Origin of the sequence: Empedobacter sp. GD03861 (genome assembly GCF_029840885.1) — a bacterium.
GTDB lineage: Bacteria > Bacteroidota > Bacteroidia > Flavobacteriales > Weeksellaceae > Empedobacter > Empedobacter falsenii_B.
Genome location: NZ_JAOCDJ010000032.1, coordinates 1 through 15,004, shown reverse-complemented (window position 1 = coordinate 15,004; position 15,004 = coordinate 1). Strand labels below are relative to the sequence as shown.

At 31.2% G+C, this 15,004-nt stretch carries 12 protein-coding genes; 5 read left to right on the top strand and 7 right to left on the bottom strand.

Going from position 1 to position 15,004, the window contains the following annotated elements; genetic code table 11:
• Positions 1-87: 87 nt before the first annotated feature.
• Positions 88-2,454: an outer membrane beta-barrel family protein gene (locus N5D03_RS12000; RefSeq protein WP_280051797.1), complete on the top strand. Its 2,367-nt coding sequence runs from the start codon at positions 88-90 to the stop codon at positions 2,452-2,454.
• A 49-nt stretch (positions 2,455-2,503) separates the two neighbouring features.
• Positions 2,504-2,962 (top strand): GNAT family N-acetyltransferase, encoded by a 459-nt coding sequence (locus N5D03_RS11995; protein WP_280051796.1) that lies wholly within the window; start codon positions 2,504-2,506, stop codon positions 2,960-2,962.
• A gap of 28 nt (positions 2,963-2,990) precedes the next feature.
• On the opposite strand, the gene N5D03_RS11990 is transcribed toward N5D03_RS11995, so the two are convergent.
• From N5D03_RS11990 to N5D03_RS11970, 5 genes are all read right to left on the bottom strand, one after another.
• Complete coding sequence (locus tag N5D03_RS11990) at positions 2,991-3,167, bottom strand: hypothetical protein (RefSeq protein WP_280050146.1); 177 nt, start codon at positions 3,165-3,167, stop codon at positions 2,991-2,993.
• A 17-nt stretch (positions 3,168-3,184) separates the two neighbouring features.
• The gene (locus N5D03_RS11985; RefSeq protein WP_219034947.1) at positions 3,185-3,934 is read right to left on the bottom strand and encodes an SDR family NAD(P)-dependent oxidoreductase; all 750 of its coding nucleotides are present in this window, start codon (positions 3,932-3,934) and stop codon (positions 3,185-3,187) included.
• A 4-nt stretch (positions 3,935-3,938) separates the two neighbouring features.
• Complete coding sequence (locus tag N5D03_RS11980) at positions 3,939-6,764, bottom strand: hypothetical protein (protein ID WP_280051795.1); 2,826 nt, start codon at positions 6,762-6,764, stop codon at positions 3,939-3,941.
• A gap of 63 nt (positions 6,765-6,827) precedes the next feature.
• The gene (locus N5D03_RS11975; RefSeq protein WP_125350240.1) at positions 6,828-7,454 is read right to left on the bottom strand and encodes a carbonic anhydrase; all 627 of its coding nucleotides are present in this window, start codon (positions 7,452-7,454) and stop codon (positions 6,828-6,830) included.
• 6 nt (positions 7,455-7,460) lie between these two features.
• Complete coding sequence (locus N5D03_RS11970) at positions 7,461-7,739, bottom strand: GNAT family N-acetyltransferase (RefSeq protein ID WP_125350239.1); 279 nt, start codon at positions 7,737-7,739, stop codon at positions 7,461-7,463.
• A gap of 268 nt (positions 7,740-8,007) precedes the next feature.
• On the opposite strand from N5D03_RS11970, the gene dnaN reads away from it, so the two are divergent.
• Genes dnaN through N5D03_RS11955 form a run of 3 tightly spaced genes read left to right on the top strand, consistent with a single transcriptional unit; the run spans position 8,008 to position 12,040 of the window.
• Positions 8,008-9,126, top strand: a complete 1,119-nt coding sequence (gene dnaN, locus N5D03_RS11965; protein WP_125350238.1) for a DNA polymerase III subunit beta — start codon at positions 8,008-8,010, stop codon at positions 9,124-9,126.
• A gap of 36 nt (positions 9,127-9,162) precedes the next feature.
• Positions 9,163-11,592 carry a phenylalanine--tRNA ligase subunit beta gene (pheT, locus tag N5D03_RS11960; RefSeq protein ID WP_280051794.1) on the top strand — a complete coding sequence of 810 codons (2,430 nt, stop codon included), beginning with the start codon at positions 9,163-9,165 and terminating at the stop codon, positions 11,590-11,592.
• Between the two features lie 13 nt (positions 11,593-11,605).
• On the top strand, positions 11,606-12,040 hold the full coding sequence (locus N5D03_RS11955) for an META domain-containing protein (RefSeq protein ID WP_280051793.1): 435 nt from the start codon (positions 11,606-11,608) through the stop codon (positions 12,038-12,040).
• 67 nt (positions 12,041-12,107) lie between these two features.
• Here N5D03_RS11955 and N5D03_RS11950 read toward each other — a convergent pair whose 3' ends face one another.
• Together N5D03_RS11950 and N5D03_RS11945 are read right to left on the bottom strand one after the other, a co-directional pair.
• A complete protein-coding gene (locus N5D03_RS11950; protein WP_280051792.1) occupies positions 12,108-13,493 on the bottom strand; it encodes an ATP-binding protein in 1,386 nt (461 codons plus the stop codon).
• A 139-nt stretch (positions 13,494-13,632) separates the two neighbouring features.
• Positions 13,633-14,931 carry a sodium:proton antiporter gene (locus N5D03_RS11945; RefSeq protein ID WP_280051791.1) on the bottom strand — a complete coding sequence of 433 codons (1,299 nt, stop codon included), beginning with the start codon at positions 14,929-14,931 and terminating at the stop codon, positions 13,633-13,635.
• Positions 14,932-15,004 lie beyond the last annotated feature (73 nt).

The window sequence follows — 15,004 nt, the reverse complement described above, 5'->3', positions numbered from 1 at the left end:
CACATAAATTACACATTAACTCATCGTTAACCGTTCATTAACCAAGTAAAATCGAAACTTGAAAGAGATTTGTTAAAAATCTGAACCATGAAAATAGTAATAACATTTTTTCTGCTACTTCCAAATTTAATTTTTGCACAAATTATTTCTGGAAAAATTATCGATGAGCAAAATCAACCAATCAAAAATAGTTCTATTGAAGTTGAAATTCCTTCACAAGATCCAATTGTAGCTGAATCGAATGAAAATGGCGAATTTAATTTTGAGCTTCATCAAGCACAATCATTTACAATTTACATTAAAGAATTTGGTTACCAAGAATTTGAAAAGACATATCAAGCTAACTCAGAAAACTCTTTGATTATTACGCTTCAAAAAGATGAAACAATTAACTTAAAAGACGTTGTTTTTTCTAGTCAAAAACCTTTGTTGAAACGAAAAATTGATCGAATAGAATTTAATGTCGAAAATACGCCTTTGCAAAATTTAAGTGCTTGGGATATCGTGAAAAACACGCCAAATGTTCTTCTAAAAAATGAACAGTTAAGTGTGAGAGGAAATACGCAAATTTTAGTCACAATTAATGATAAAAAAACATTAATGTCCCAAGATGATTTGAAACAATTGTTGGAAAATACTGATGGTGCAACAGTTTCTTCGGTTGAAGTCATTACCAATCCGCCTGCAAAATATGAAGCTTCTGGAAGCGCGATTATAAATATTAAAATGAAGAAAAATGTGCTTTCTGGTTACAAAGGACAAATTGCGACACGTTATCATCAATCTATTTATAGCAAAGGAATGCTGGGTACTACCCAATCTTACAATACAGAAAAATGGCAATTGACAGGAAGTTATTATTTTGTGAATGGAAAATATGTTCGCAAGAATTTTGATGTAACAACTTATGAAAAAGATCAGACACGCTGGGAAAGTGACATGATTCGTCGAACAGTCGCGAAACAACAACATATTTACAACTTTGCTTCTCAATATTCAATTGATAGTTTACAAAATTTTCAGTTTGGAATAAATGGCTCTAGAAATCCTGCGTCAATTGGGAATTATAACGTTCCAACAAATATTTACAATACAACAAATAATCAACTTGAATCATTTTACAAAACACAAAATCATCGTCGCGAAGCTTCGAATAATTTTAATACGTATTTGGTTTATGATAAAAAATTCGGGCAACATAATTTGACATGGAGCAACAATTTTAGTCATCGTTATTACAAAGAAAATCAAGATGTTTTAACAAAATTGAATTTCAAGGATAAACCTTATGAAGAAAATCGTTTTTTGAGCGCGGCACTTCAAAAATTGAATCTATTTTCTACACAAATTGATTATAGTTTGATCGAAGAAAATTATGGTTTGGAAGCTGGAGCGAAATATAGTTTTGTGAAGAATGATAATGATTTAGATTTCTTTGAGTCGATTCAAAATCAAATCGAATATCAACCCGAAAAAAGTAATATTTTTGATTACAAAGAACAGATTTTTGCGTTGTATATTTCTGGAAATTACAAATGGAAAAAATGGGAAGCAAAAGCTGGTTTGAGATCTGAAACAGCTCTTATAAATACGATTTCTGATAATCCAATTAGCCAAAATAAACGAACAAACACCGATCTTTTTCCAACTTTATACGTCATGTATAATTTTGAAAATGCGGGACAAATTGGTTTGAATTATGGAAAAAGAATTGATCGACCTAATTATAATTTCTTGAATCCTTCAAAATCATATTACAATCTATTTTCTTATTTTCAGGGCGATGCCAATGCGATTTCTACTATTATCCACAATTTGAGTTTATCCTACACCTTGAAAGATTGGAATTTCGAAGCCTATTATCGATACGAGAAAAATCCAGCGATGGAAATTTCTATTCAAAATCCTGAAACTTTTGAAACGGTTTATCATTTTACTAACATCAAAAATGGAGAAGCTTTTGGAGCTAATCTTTCGAAAAATTTCAATCTAAAATCGTGGTGGAAACTGAATTTATTTGCGATGGGAGAATATAATCAAAACTATTATTTTGGTCCAGATAATCTGCAATACAAAAACGATGTCTTTTTTTATCACCTTTCATTGAGCACGCAATTGGATTTAGACAAAGCAAAAACATTTAATATTTCGACAGGATATCATTATAATTCCCCAGCTATTCAAGCTTCATTTGATATTAGTTCTTCTCAAAATACATATTTGATTTTAAACAAAAAAATATGGGATAAACGTTTTGAAATTGGTTTGGTTTTCAATGATATTTTTAAAACTGATCGCAATACGATTTCTACGAAATACGCAAACCAAAATCAATATTTCAAAGATTATCGCGATACACAATATTTTATGTTGAATTTGAAATACAATTTCGGAAACCAGAAAGTAAAAGAAGCGAAACAAGCGGAAAAAACTGCAGAACAAAATAGAATTTAGCGTTACAAAAAAAACTTAAGTTTTATTAAATTTGAGGAAAAGCAATAAAATGAATTCAGTAAAAATCATTCGAACAAATTCTTCTAACAAAGATTTTCAAGAATTGGTAACAGAATTAGATAAAGATTTAGCGATAAGAAATGGCGAATTTCATTCTTTCTTTTCGCAATACAATAAAGTTGACAAAATAAATCACGTTGCTATCGCCTATTTAAACGAAAATCCTGTTGGTTGTGGCGCTATAAAACATTATTCTGATACAACGATGGAAGTGAAAAGAATGTATGTAAATCCTGATTTTAGAGGAAATAGAATTGCAGCTAAAGTTCTGAATGAGTTAGAAAATTGGGCAATCGAATTAAATTATGAACGATGTATTTTGGAAACCGGATTGAAACAACCCGAAGCAATCGCGTTGTATGAACGATGTGATTACACAAGAATCGAAAATTACGATCAATACAAAGACATCGAAGAAAGTGTTTGTTATGAAAAAATATTGAAATAGAAAAGCTGAGCGATGCTCAGCTTTTTTATTATTTATTAGATTCTTTTACCATTTTGTTCATTTCGGATGCCGTAATTTCACCATCCATAATCATGTACATTTGTTGATCATCGCTGTTAATACTCATCAACACATTTTTAAAAACTTTCGCATTTGCATTTTCCGTTAAAAAGCGAATTTTACTTCCGTCCTTATTTATCAACATCAATTTTTCGAAATAGATTATTTTTTCAAGAAAACAGTTCCTCCAGCTTGCGCTTTTGGAAAAATTGTAACATCAGCAATTTGTACATGTTCTGGTTGTTGCAACAAATACTCTATTGCATTTGCAATATCCTCTCCAGCCAATGGTTCAAAACCTTTGTATACATTATCCGAAAGTTCTTGATTTCCTTTGAAACGAACCAAAGAAAATTCTGTTTCTACCGCTCCTGGCGCAATATTGGAAACTTTGATTCCGTAAGGTAACAAATCATAACGCATTCCTTTGCTCAACGATTCTACCGCCGCTTTCGACGCACAATATGTTCCTCCATTTGGATAAACTTCTTTTCCCGCAATCGAAGAAAGGTTGATGATATGCGCATTTGATGATTGTTTAAGAATTGGAATAATTGCTTTCGAAACGTAAATTAATCCTTTTACATTGATATCAATCATTGCTTCCAAATCCTCCAAATCAGCTGTATCAAAAGGTGCTAATCCGTGCGCATTTCCCGCATTATTGATTAAAACATCAATATTTTTCCACTCATTTTCTAAACTTTCTACTGCATTAAAAACAGCTTCCTTGTCTCGAACATCAAATTGAATGGTTTTAACTTCCGTAATTTGACTCAATTCTGCCTGAATTTCATCTAATCGTTCTTGACGACGCCCACACAAAATTAAACGATAATTTGGTGCTAATTTCTTTGCTGTCGCCATTCCTATGCCAGATGTTGCTCCGGTTATGAAGACTGTTCTTTTCATTTTCTTAAATAATTAAAAGTGCTTTTTTAAGACCGTCTAAGATACAAGCTAAAAAGAAATTAAAAAATGATTTATCCTGTTTTCGTTCGATATTTTCTACTTTTTCTTCTTTCATTTTTCCGCGCGAATCATTCTTTACAGCAGCGTTTCCTATAGCTGACAAAAATTTTCTTTTCGAACCATCATCACGCAAAACATTCACTTTCAAATTTTGATAATCTATTCCAAAATTTCCACTTGCAGCTTTATCATTTCCATCAAAATTAAATTTTATTTGATTAAAAAATCCGTCTACAGAAACCTTAAGATATGGTTTCACAAAAGGATCAAGGTTTTTTGCAGGAAGTTTTGTAATTGAACCATTAATATTAAATTTCTCTGAACGATTCATTGGATTAAATGTCCAATTTGCACGCAAATCTCCATTCATAAATTCTGAACGCCAATCAACATCAACGTCTGGTAAAGATGTTTTATGATAACCCGAATTGACATTTTTAACCGTTGCATTTATAGATGAAAACGTCAATTTTCCTGTTCCGATACTTTTTTCAGTTTCTTCCTCATATTCTAATTTAGAATTGACCAATTGCAATTGCTTCACCCCTAAATCGAATTTCATTTCACGTAATTTTTGCGAAAACATGGTTTTACGTTTTGTATCATCAGGTGGAACCAAACTTCTATAAATGTTTGCATAAAGTTGATTCAATTTCATTTGATTTGCTTTCAAAAAGAAATCTTTGGATGGAGAAATTCCCCACTGAATTCCATTTCCTTGTAATTGCTTGACAGAAACTGTATATAAATCGGCTTGTTTTTTCAATGAAGCTGTATACGCTTTTCGAGAAAGTTTTGGCGTTAATTTTAATTGATTCAACGTCAAGTTTCCATTCTGAAATTGCAAAGCTCCAGTATTCATCTTATACGTTTTTCCTAAATCGAAATCAATTCCTGAAGATTTTAACAACACAGATTTATACGAAAATGGTATTGCTTCTTGAATTGTTTTTGGATCAACATTGATTTGATTAAACGCTAACTGAATTTGCTTCAACGTTAAATTCGGCGTTTTTTGTTGATAAGGAATCACATCCAAATATCCATTTACCAACGAAATTTTATCAACTTTTATAACATCATTAAACTCTTTCGACGTTTTTCCTTCGCGCTGCGCCACTCGTCTTGGTTGTCCATAAATCGTAAATTTTGGATTTTTGAAAATTACATGATTGATATGAAGTTCTTTCCCATAATCATTTTTCAACCCTAAAACCGTTAAATTAACATTATTGAAATCAAATTTTTGCGAAGCAATAAATCGAGATTGTTTGATTTGAATCGTATCAATTCCAAGATTAAAATTAATCAAGAATTTTTGCGTTGCTTTTTCCGCTTTTTTTGCAATAACTTTTTCATTCTTTTGATCGATGATTTTAACATTTACCTCATCCAATTTGATTGAATTTGTATGAAAATAGAAATCACCATTTTTTATTCCCCAACTGTTATTATTTAACGTCAAAATTGGCGCTTCGACATCTAATAATGTGTTTGATTTTGTATAATTTCGATTAAATTGATTTTTTGAAATTAATGGTTTCATTTTGAAATTTTTCAGAATCAATTTCTTTTCTGTCAAATCAAAATTAGATGCTGTTAACGTGTGCATTTCATTCAATCGATAATACATCGAATCCAACTTAATACGGAAAGTTTTATAATCAATCGGAATATCATTTGTTCGCGTCAACGCATTCATTTTTATTCCTTCGATATTTAACGACACATTATTTATTGCATATTTTACCGTTTTTGCATTCGAGAAGAGTGAACGAATTTTACCATTTTCTATTTGTAATTTTTTGATATTAATTAACTCCGCATCTTCCGTTTTTATGCTTACTTTTTTAGTTGATTGTTTCTCAACTTTATTCTCAGGTTTGGCAGAAATAATGGTAATTTTTGGATTTTTGAATTTGATTAAATCTGTTTTAAAATATAATTTATCTTCTGAAGTAAATCCCCAATCCATCTTAGAAAGCGAAAGAAGTGGTGATTCAATATCCAATAAATCATTTTCAGAATCGTTTGGAACGTACATTTTTCCGTTCATTTTAAGCGGTTTCATCAAGAAATTATCCAACTCAAAATCAGTTTCATTAAAACGAACTTTTCGTGCTCTAATCAATTGTTGATCTTTTACCACAAAAAACATCGAATCTAATTTGATATCAAAAGCAGAATATCTGAACGGAATTTTTTTGTCCGCTGTTCGCTCATTGAAACGAACGCCATCAAAATCGATCGAAAAATTAGAAACATTTGCTATATGTTTCTTTCCTGATTGAGAATACAAATTAAACTCGCCATTGTTGATATTCACATTGGAAACATCTATACTTTGCCCAACTTTGGATTGTGCTGTATCTTTTTTGATCGAATCTTTTTTCTCTTTGAGATAATAATTTACAGAAGGATTGTTGATATTGATAGAAAGCGCCGCAACTTCTTTTTTGGTAATCAACTTGAAAAAATTAATTCCAACTACATTTATTTCTTTGACTTTTCCTGTTGCGTCAATCGAATCCTTTATCAACAAAGAATCTTTTGGAGAAACTTCAACATTTTTTAGTGATAAAGACGAATTAAAAATAGAAAAGCTCAAATCTTCGTAAGTCAGATTATAAGCCGTATCGTTTTTTTCTGCAATGATTTTTGGAAGTCGATCATTCAGAAAATAGGAGATGTAAAAACTTAAAATAAAAAGTACCGCAATAATAGAAATTAAAGCGATACCGATTCTTTTTATCCAACGGTTGTTAATCATTGATATAGTTTGGTTAACAGTGTTAAAAACAATTATTATACCAAATATAACAAAATGTTAAATTTATTCGTTGATATCGTAGATTTCTTTGATATTTTCTAAGATTTTATCGAAGTTTAAATTCAAATCAATTAATTTTCCAGTAAACAAATCGAACACCCAACCATGTACTTCTAATCCATTTTCCATTGCACGTTGTACAAAAGGATTTTTTACCACATTTACACATTGTTCTTGTACATTTAGCTCTACCAAACGGTTGTAACGCATTCCTTCGTTTTCGATTGCATTCAATTCTTCTGAATGTAAACGATAAACATCACGAATATTACGCAACCAAGGATTCATAATTCCTAAATCTTTCGGAATCATTGCAGATTTAATCCCACCACAATTATAATGTCCACAAACTACAATATGTTTCACTTTTAGGTGTTCTACCGCATAGTCTAAAACAGAAGTGGTATTCATATCCAAACTAATTACCATGTTCGCTATATTGCGGTGTACAAAAACCTCACCTGGCTCCGCTCCCAACAATTCTTCTGCCGTCACACGACTATCCGAACAACCAATGTAAAGCACTTCTGGATTTTGACCAGCCGAAAGCTTATCAAAATATTGCTCGTCTTGTCCTAAACGTTTATTTACCCACTCTTGGTTGTGTTCAAAAACTTTTTCTAAATTCATAATTTTCTAAATTACATCTTGCACTTCTGGATGTTTACCAACATAAACGCTCACATAACTACAAAATGGAATGATTTTCAACTGATTTTTTCTTGCGTAATCTACAGCTTCTAACACTAATTTTTCGGCCAAACCTTGTCCTCTCAATTCGGGATTAACACCTGTATGATTAATCAACATTTGTTTTTCTTTCAGCATAAAAGTTAATTCACCAACTTCTTTATTATTCTCATCAAGAAGTATAAAAACTCCATTTTTTCCTTCTAAATTCAATTCAATTTTCATAGAATAGTATTTTAAATTCAAATTAATCTTTTTGGATGAGATTTGGTCAAAAAGATTTGTTAAAAGTCTCGATATACAAGACAAATTTACGGGTGAAAAGTTTTTAATTCAAAGAAAATTTAAACAAATAATAACAATCAATTTACAATCATCTTTCTATTTGATAATCAACAACAAGCCATTCTATATAATATTTAATGTATAGGTTTGAGTTTTTTACTTGATTATTTATTACATTTGTTAGATATTTTAAGGAAATATTCTTCATATGAAATTTATTGTATCGAGCAACACGTTATTAAAAAATGTTAACTTAATCGGAGGGGTTATTAACTCTAATAATACTTTACCAATCCTTGATAATTTTTTATTCGAATTGGATTGTAGCCAATTAACTATCACTGGTTCTGATTTAGAAACAACAATTTCAACAACTTTAGAAGTTGAGTCTAATGATAATGGAAAAATTGCAATTCCATCAAAAATCTTAACTGATACGTTGAAAACTTTCCCTGCGCAACCGCTTACTTTTATCCAAAAAGAAGGAAATACGTTGGAAATTGTTTCAGAACAAGGAAATTATCAGTTAGCATTCGAAGACGCAAACGAATATCCTCAAACGCCAGATATCGAAGACGCAAGCTCTACAACACTTAGTGCAAGCATTTTATCAGAAGCAATTATCAAAACTATTTTTGCGACAGGAAACGACGAATTACGTCCAATTATGACAGGAGTCTTCTTCCAAGCAAATGCAGATATTTTCCGTTTTGTTGCTACAGATGCGCATCGTTTGGTAAAATATACTCGCAATGGTTTAGAGAATTTACAAGCTGCTGAATATATTATGCCGAAAAAACCACTTATCTTATTGAAAAATATTTTAGGAGGAAATAATGACGATGTAACAATCGAATACAACAATACAAATACACGTTTTTCATTCCAAAACATCGTGTTAACTTGTCGTTTGATTGATGGTAAATATCCTAATTATGAAGCGGTAATTCCAAAAGAAAATCCAAATGTATTAACGATTAACAGAAACTTATTCTTGACATCTTTGAAACGTGTGGCAATTTTCTCTAACAAAACAACAAACCAAGTTCGATTAAAATTAGTTGGAAATTCATTGACAATTTCTGCTGAAGATATCGATTTTGCAAACAAAGCAGAAGAAAGACTTCCTTGTGATTACAACGGAACTGACTTACAAATCGGTTTCAATTCTCGTTTCTTAATCGAAATGTTGAACAATTTACAATCAGAAGAAATAACATTAGAAATGTCTGAACCGAATCGTGCAGGAATCATCAAACCAGTTGATGGACTAGAAGATGGCGAAGAAATCTTAATGTTAGTTATGCCAGTTATGTTAAACGCATAATCAAAAAGAATACATAAAATTCATTTATACAATACAATGAAAATTTCATACAATTGGCTAAAAACCTACATTGATACAGATATAACACTTGATGAAGTGTCTTCAACACTTACAAGTACGGGTCTAGAAGTTGAAGGTGTAGAACAAGTAGGTGGAGCTAAAAATTATTTGGAAACCGTATTAGTTGGTAAAGTTTTATCAGCTGTGCCTCATCCAAATGCAGATAAATTAAAAGTTACTAAAATAGATTTAGGAGACGGAAAAGAAACACAAATTGTTTGTGGTGCTCCTAATGTTGCAGCGGGTCAAAATGTACCTGTGGCGACTGTCGGAACGGTTTTACCTTCACCAGATGGTGAATTTAAAATCAAGAAGGCAAAAATTCGTGGTGAAGAATCTTTCGGAATGATTTGTTCTGAAGTAGAATTAGGAATTGGTACAGATCATTCTGGTATTTTGGTTTTACCAGAAGATTTAAAACCTGGAACTTCTACGTTCGACCTTTTCGGAAAAAATGATGAAGTTGACCACGAAATCGAAATTGGTTTAACGCCAAATCGTGCGGATGCAATGTCACATTTTGGTGTAGCGCGTGATTTACATGCGGCCCTTAAAACTCGTGATATCGCGTCAACATTCAAAACATATGATGTATCAAATTATCCTACGACAGATTTCGGAAAAAATCCTATTTCTATCGAGGTTAAAGATACAGAAGCAGCGCCTCGTTATGCAGGTATTTACTTAAAAAATGTAAAAGTTGCTGAGTCGCCAGATTGGTTAAAAAATCGTTTAAAAGTTATAGGATTATCGCCAATTAATAATGTGGTTGATATTACCAATTACATTTTACACGATTTAGGACAACCTTTACATGCTTTTGATGCTGCTAAAATTGAAGGAAATAAAGTGATCGTTCAGAAATTAGCAGAAGGAACAAAATTCACAACTTTAGATGGCGTTGAACGTACATTAAAAGGACATGAATTGATGATTTGCAACGAAAATAATCCAATGTGTATTGCTGGAGTTTTCGGAGGAAAAGATTCTGGAGTTTCGGATGCAACGACAACTATTTTCTTAGAATCAGCATATTTCGAGCCAGTAACAATTCGTAAAGGAGCGAAAGCACATGCATTAAATACGGATGCTTCTTTCCGCTTTGAACGTGGAATTGATCCTAACATAACTATCGACGCGTTGAAGAAAGCTGCGATGATGTTAGTTGAAATTGCTGGTGCTGAAATTGCATCTAATATTGATGATATTTATGCAAATCCTATTCAAAACTTTAATGTAAAATTACGTTTACATAAAGTGGTTGAATTATTAGGAGTTGAAATTCCAGAACATAAAATCAAATCGATTTTAGAAAATTTAGAAATTAAAATTTTGTCAGAAAATAATGGAGTTTTAGATTTAGAAGTTCCAGCTTATCGTGTAGATGTACAACGTGATGTAGATTTAATCGAAGATATTTTGAGAATTTATGGATACGATAATATCGAAATTCCTTCAAAATTCTCGTTTTCTTATGTTCCAAATCAAAAAGTTAGTCCAGATAAAATCGAAGATTTTATTGCGCGTCAATTGATTTCTTTCGGATTCAATGAAGCGATGAATAACTCGTTAACGAAAAAAGAATACGAACAAGTTTTCTTTTATCCAGAAGGAGAAAGTGTTGCCATGTTAAATCCACTTTCAGCTGATTTAGCTGTAATGCGCCGCACTTTGTTGAATGGTTTATTAGAAAATGTTGCGTTTAATATCAACCGTCGTAATTCGGATGTTAAATTATTCGAATTTGGGAAAATTTACCGCAAAATTGATGGTATTTACGAAGAAAATAAATGTTTAGGAATCGTTCTTTCAGGAAACTTTAATAGCGAATCGTGGACAGGAAATTTACGTAAAGCTTCATTTGCTGATTTGAAAGGTTTGATTAAACAAATTTTTGTTCGATTAGATATTCAAATTACAGATGAGTTACCTGCAAAAGATGATAATTTCTTAGATGGAATTGAATTTGTTTCTGCTCAAAAATCATTAGGAAAACTTGGAATCATCAGCAAAAAATTAGCAAAAAAATTAGGCGTTAATCAAGATGTTTTCTTTGCTCAATTAAATTGGGATGCAATGGTTGCTTTAGCAAACAAACACGATTTGAAATACAAAGAAATCTCTAAATTCCCAGGTTCTCGTAGAGATTTAGCTTTATTGCTTGACTCTTCTGTGAAATATGAAGAATTGTACAAAGCGACAAAAGAAGTGAAAACGAATTTGTTGAAAGCTGTTAATTTATTCGACGTTTACGAAGGAGATAAATTGCCAGTTGGTAAAAAATCGTATGCTTTAAGTTTTATGATTCAAGACGAAAATAAAACATTAAGCGATCAAGAAATTGATGGTTTAATGAATAAATTAATCAAATTGTATCAAGAAAAATTCAACGCTGAGTTGAGATAAAATATTCCGAAAAATGAAAAAGATTGTAACTTTATTTTCAGCAACTCTTTTGATGAGTTTTATAGCAACTTCTTGTTCTACAAGCGCAAGTACTGCTAAAATTAAACCTAAAGCGGAAGTTTCAATTTCAAATCAAAATTGGTATTTGATCAACGATAACAACGTAGTAAAAGGTTTGTACGATAAAGACGTGATGTTGGTTATTGACGAAGCGAATTCGACTGTAAGTGGTTTTGCGGGTTGCAACAATTTCAATGCTTCTTTTACAAAAGTTAGCGGCGTAACCAGCTTCGTTAATTTCTCTGAAACCAAAATGGCTTGTCCTAATTTGCAAGAAGAAAAAGCATTTTTATCGATGTTGAAAAGTGTAAATCGTTACGAAGTTTCTGGAAAAGAATTACATCTTTACAAAGGAAATATCTTATTATTGACATTTAAAACTTTGTAAGTTTTAATCAATTATAAAATCAAAAAGCGCTCTAAGAGCGCTTTTTTGTGGTTTATATTATTTTATTTTAAACTTCTTTATTTTCTTCAACTGCTTGTTGAGCTGTAGGAGAAATTGCTTCATCACTTTGCTTGAAACCAATTTTAGTAATCGGAATTTCTTTTGATGATAAATAAAACTCTAAATCAGCATTTAATTCAATCAGACGATGCGGAAAATCTTGTCCAACATTTTGTTTGGCTTCTGTTAAGAAAATTGCACAATGTTTTAGATAATCAGGCGTTAATTTCGATTTTGCTTCTTGAAATGCCGAAAACAATACCTTTTCTGTCATCACAATATTTTTCGTTTCATCTTTTCTATATAATGCATATAAACGTTTTTTAAGCGATTGTGTAAAATCAATCATCATTGTATTTGAGAAAATTTTCATTTCAGCCGCATAAGGCGTCCAGAAATCTTTGTTCAACGCATTTTGATTTTTCAAAATTGATAATAACGGAGAATCTTGCGCCAAATTCGTAGTCATGTGATGTAGAAGTAATTGTTTGCGCTCGTCAAAAGTTGGAGGAAAAATCGGAATATGTAAATCAAAACGACCAGGTGCAACGATTTCATCATTCAAATTTGCTAAAGATTCAACAGCTCCAACAATCAAAAGTTCTTTCGTATCATTTTTCTGAATATGTCTAAGAACGGAATAAAACAAATCGACCATTTCTGGATAAATGGTATTTACAGAAGTAGAGTGTAATATTTCGTCGAACGAATCAATAAACAATAATGTTTTGGGTTGATTCATCTTTTTTGAAAGAAAATCGGAGAATTTATTCTTTTTGTTATCAAAATTCCCAACTAAATAATCATTGAAAATATGTACAAATTCGTAACCAATCATATTCGCTATTTTCTTTGTCCAATATATTTTTCCACTACCTGGAGATCCATATAAAATCAATCCCGCAGGTTTTGAGATTCCCCAACTTTCTCCTTGATCTTTGCTAATAAATGGATCTAACATATCAGTCATATAAAAATACAAATCGGTATAACCAACTAAACTTTTACCAGAAAAATCTTCGCATTGCGGAAATGCTTTTTCTATAAACGGATATTTTCCCCCAATGTAAGAATGAATCAAATAACTTGACACTCCCGTTTTCATCTGCTTTGCAACCTCGGCAGGAATTCCATTTGTTACAAAAAAATGAAGCACTTCTTCTTCTTTCGCTCCAATTGTTTTAGCGATTTCTTCTATTGTTTTTTCTTTGGAATAATCTTCGGCATATCTTTTTAAGAAATCTTTATTCTCTTCCGAAAATGTTATAAATTGTTGTGTTACATTAAAATTTTCGTCAATACAAAAACTCAAATCAATATTAAAATCATTGATAAAATTCTGTAAACTTCCTAAAGATATTTCGAGTTGATTAGATAAATCTTTTAATTTCATTCTGTTGGCTTGTTCTAATTTCTATTAAAAATAAAGATTAATTCGTGAACTAAACCATTTTAAGTTCTAAACTTCTGTTAAAGGAACAAGCGCATCTATAGATGCGCTTGTTCCTTTTAATTGTATATTTTATAATTATTTACAATTTAGATGAATTAAGATAATCTTCCATTTCTTCTTTATTTGCTTCATCAGATTCGTCTTTTAGAACACGATGAGCCACTTTACCTACAGTTAAACCTTGAATAACGATTGAAAATAAAACAACGATGTATGTAATCTCTAATAACAAATCTTTCCATTCCGAATTTGGCATCGAAAGAACTAATGCAATTGAAACTCCTCCACGAATTCCTCCCCAAACCAAGACAATAAGTGAACCTTTAGAAAAAGTGTTTTTTCTTAAAATAGTACGAGCTGGAATAACAATTGATAATGTTCGAGATAATAGGACTATAAAAATTGTGGCAATTCCTAATAGAATTTGATCCATTAAATCTTCTATTAACAACAATTCGAAACCTATAAAAAGGAATAAAATGGCGTTCATTATTTCATCAATAAGCTCCCAAAATTTGTTTAAATAATCTTGAGTTGTTTTACTCATTGCGAATTTTTTTCCATAATTTCCGATTATTAAACCTGCGATAACCATAGCTAAAGGGCTCGAAACATGAAGTTCTTTTGCAATCAAAAATCCTCCCATTACAATCGATAATGTAATTAAAGCTGAAACTTTATAATCATCAATTTTTTTCATCGAATTAGACGCTGTAAATCCAAGTAATAATCCAAGTAAGATTCCGCCACCAGCTTCCATCAAGAATAATTTTGAAACACTTGCAAAATCAGCATCAAAGCTTGGATTAGTTGCTATTTGTAAAACTACTGCGAACATTACAACGGTCACACCATCATTAAACAGTGACTCTCCTGTAATTTTTGTCTCAATAATTTTAGGAACTTTTGCTTGTTTCAAAATTCCTAATACAACGATTGGATCAGTTGGTGAAATTAATGTTCCGAACAATAAACAATAGATATACGGAATTTGAATACCAAAATATGGCGCAATGTAATATAAAATTACTGATATAATAAATTCTGATAATACTACTGATATTGTAGCATAAGTAGCAATTGTCCATCTCAAGTTTTTCAAATCGAGAATATTAACGTGCATTGCGCCTGCAAAAAGCAGAAAATTAAGCATTGCGCCCATCAATATTTCATTGAAGTCTAAACTATTAAAGAGTTGAAACATGTCTTTTGTAGCATCAGGAAAATAGCTATCTCCCAATAAACGGATAGCGATAGATACTAACATGGCGATAATCATAATTCCAATTGTTCCAGGTAATTTTAGGAATCGAAGGTTTGCATAAGAAAATAATGCAGCAAGAACAATTAGAACCGAAAAAGAATAATATAGTTCCATTGGTATTGATTGATTAAAATTTGGAAAAAGTTACAAAAAAAGAGCCACTATAAAGTGGCTCTTTCTATATTAA

Excerpts from the sequence above, each read along its gene's own strand:
- N5D03_RS12000 (WP_280051797.1), top strand. The coding sequence starts at position 88 with ATGAAAATAGTAATAACATTTTTTCTGCTACTTCCAAATTTAATTTTT.
- N5D03_RS11995 (WP_280051796.1), top strand. The coding sequence starts at position 2,504 with ATGAATTCAGTAAAAATCATTCGAACAAATTCTTCTAACAAAGATTTT.
- N5D03_RS11990 (WP_280050146.1), bottom strand. The coding sequence starts at position 3,167 with ATGTTGATAAATAAGGACGGAAGTAAAATTCGCTTTTTAACGGAAAAT.
- N5D03_RS11985 (WP_219034947.1), bottom strand. The coding sequence starts at position 3,934 with ATGAAAAGAACAGTCTTCATAACCGGAGCAACATCTGGCATAGGAATG.
- N5D03_RS11980 (WP_280051795.1), bottom strand. The coding sequence starts at position 6,764 with ATGATTAACAACCGTTGGATAAAAAGAATCGGTATCGCTTTAATTTCT.
- N5D03_RS11975 (WP_125350240.1), bottom strand. The coding sequence starts at position 7,454 with ATGAATTTAGAAAAAGTTTTTGAACACAACCAAGAGTGGGTAAATAAA.
- N5D03_RS11970 (WP_125350239.1), bottom strand. The coding sequence starts at position 7,739 with ATGAAAATTGAATTGAATTTAGAAGGAAAAAATGGAGTTTTTATACTT.
- dnaN (WP_125350238.1), top strand. The coding sequence starts at position 8,008 with ATGAAATTTATTGTATCGAGCAACACGTTATTAAAAAATGTTAACTTA.
- pheT (WP_280051794.1), top strand. The coding sequence starts at position 9,163 with ATGAAAATTTCATACAATTGGCTAAAAACCTACATTGATACAGATATA.
- N5D03_RS11955 (WP_280051793.1), top strand. The coding sequence starts at position 11,606 with ATGAAAAAGATTGTAACTTTATTTTCAGCAACTCTTTTGATGAGTTTT.
- N5D03_RS11950 (WP_280051792.1), bottom strand. The coding sequence starts at position 13,493 with ATGAAATTAAAAGATTTATCTAATCAACTCGAAATATCTTTAGGAAGT.
- N5D03_RS11945 (WP_280051791.1), bottom strand. The coding sequence starts at position 14,931 with ATGGAACTATATTATTCTTTTTCGGTTCTAATTGTTCTTGCTGCATTA.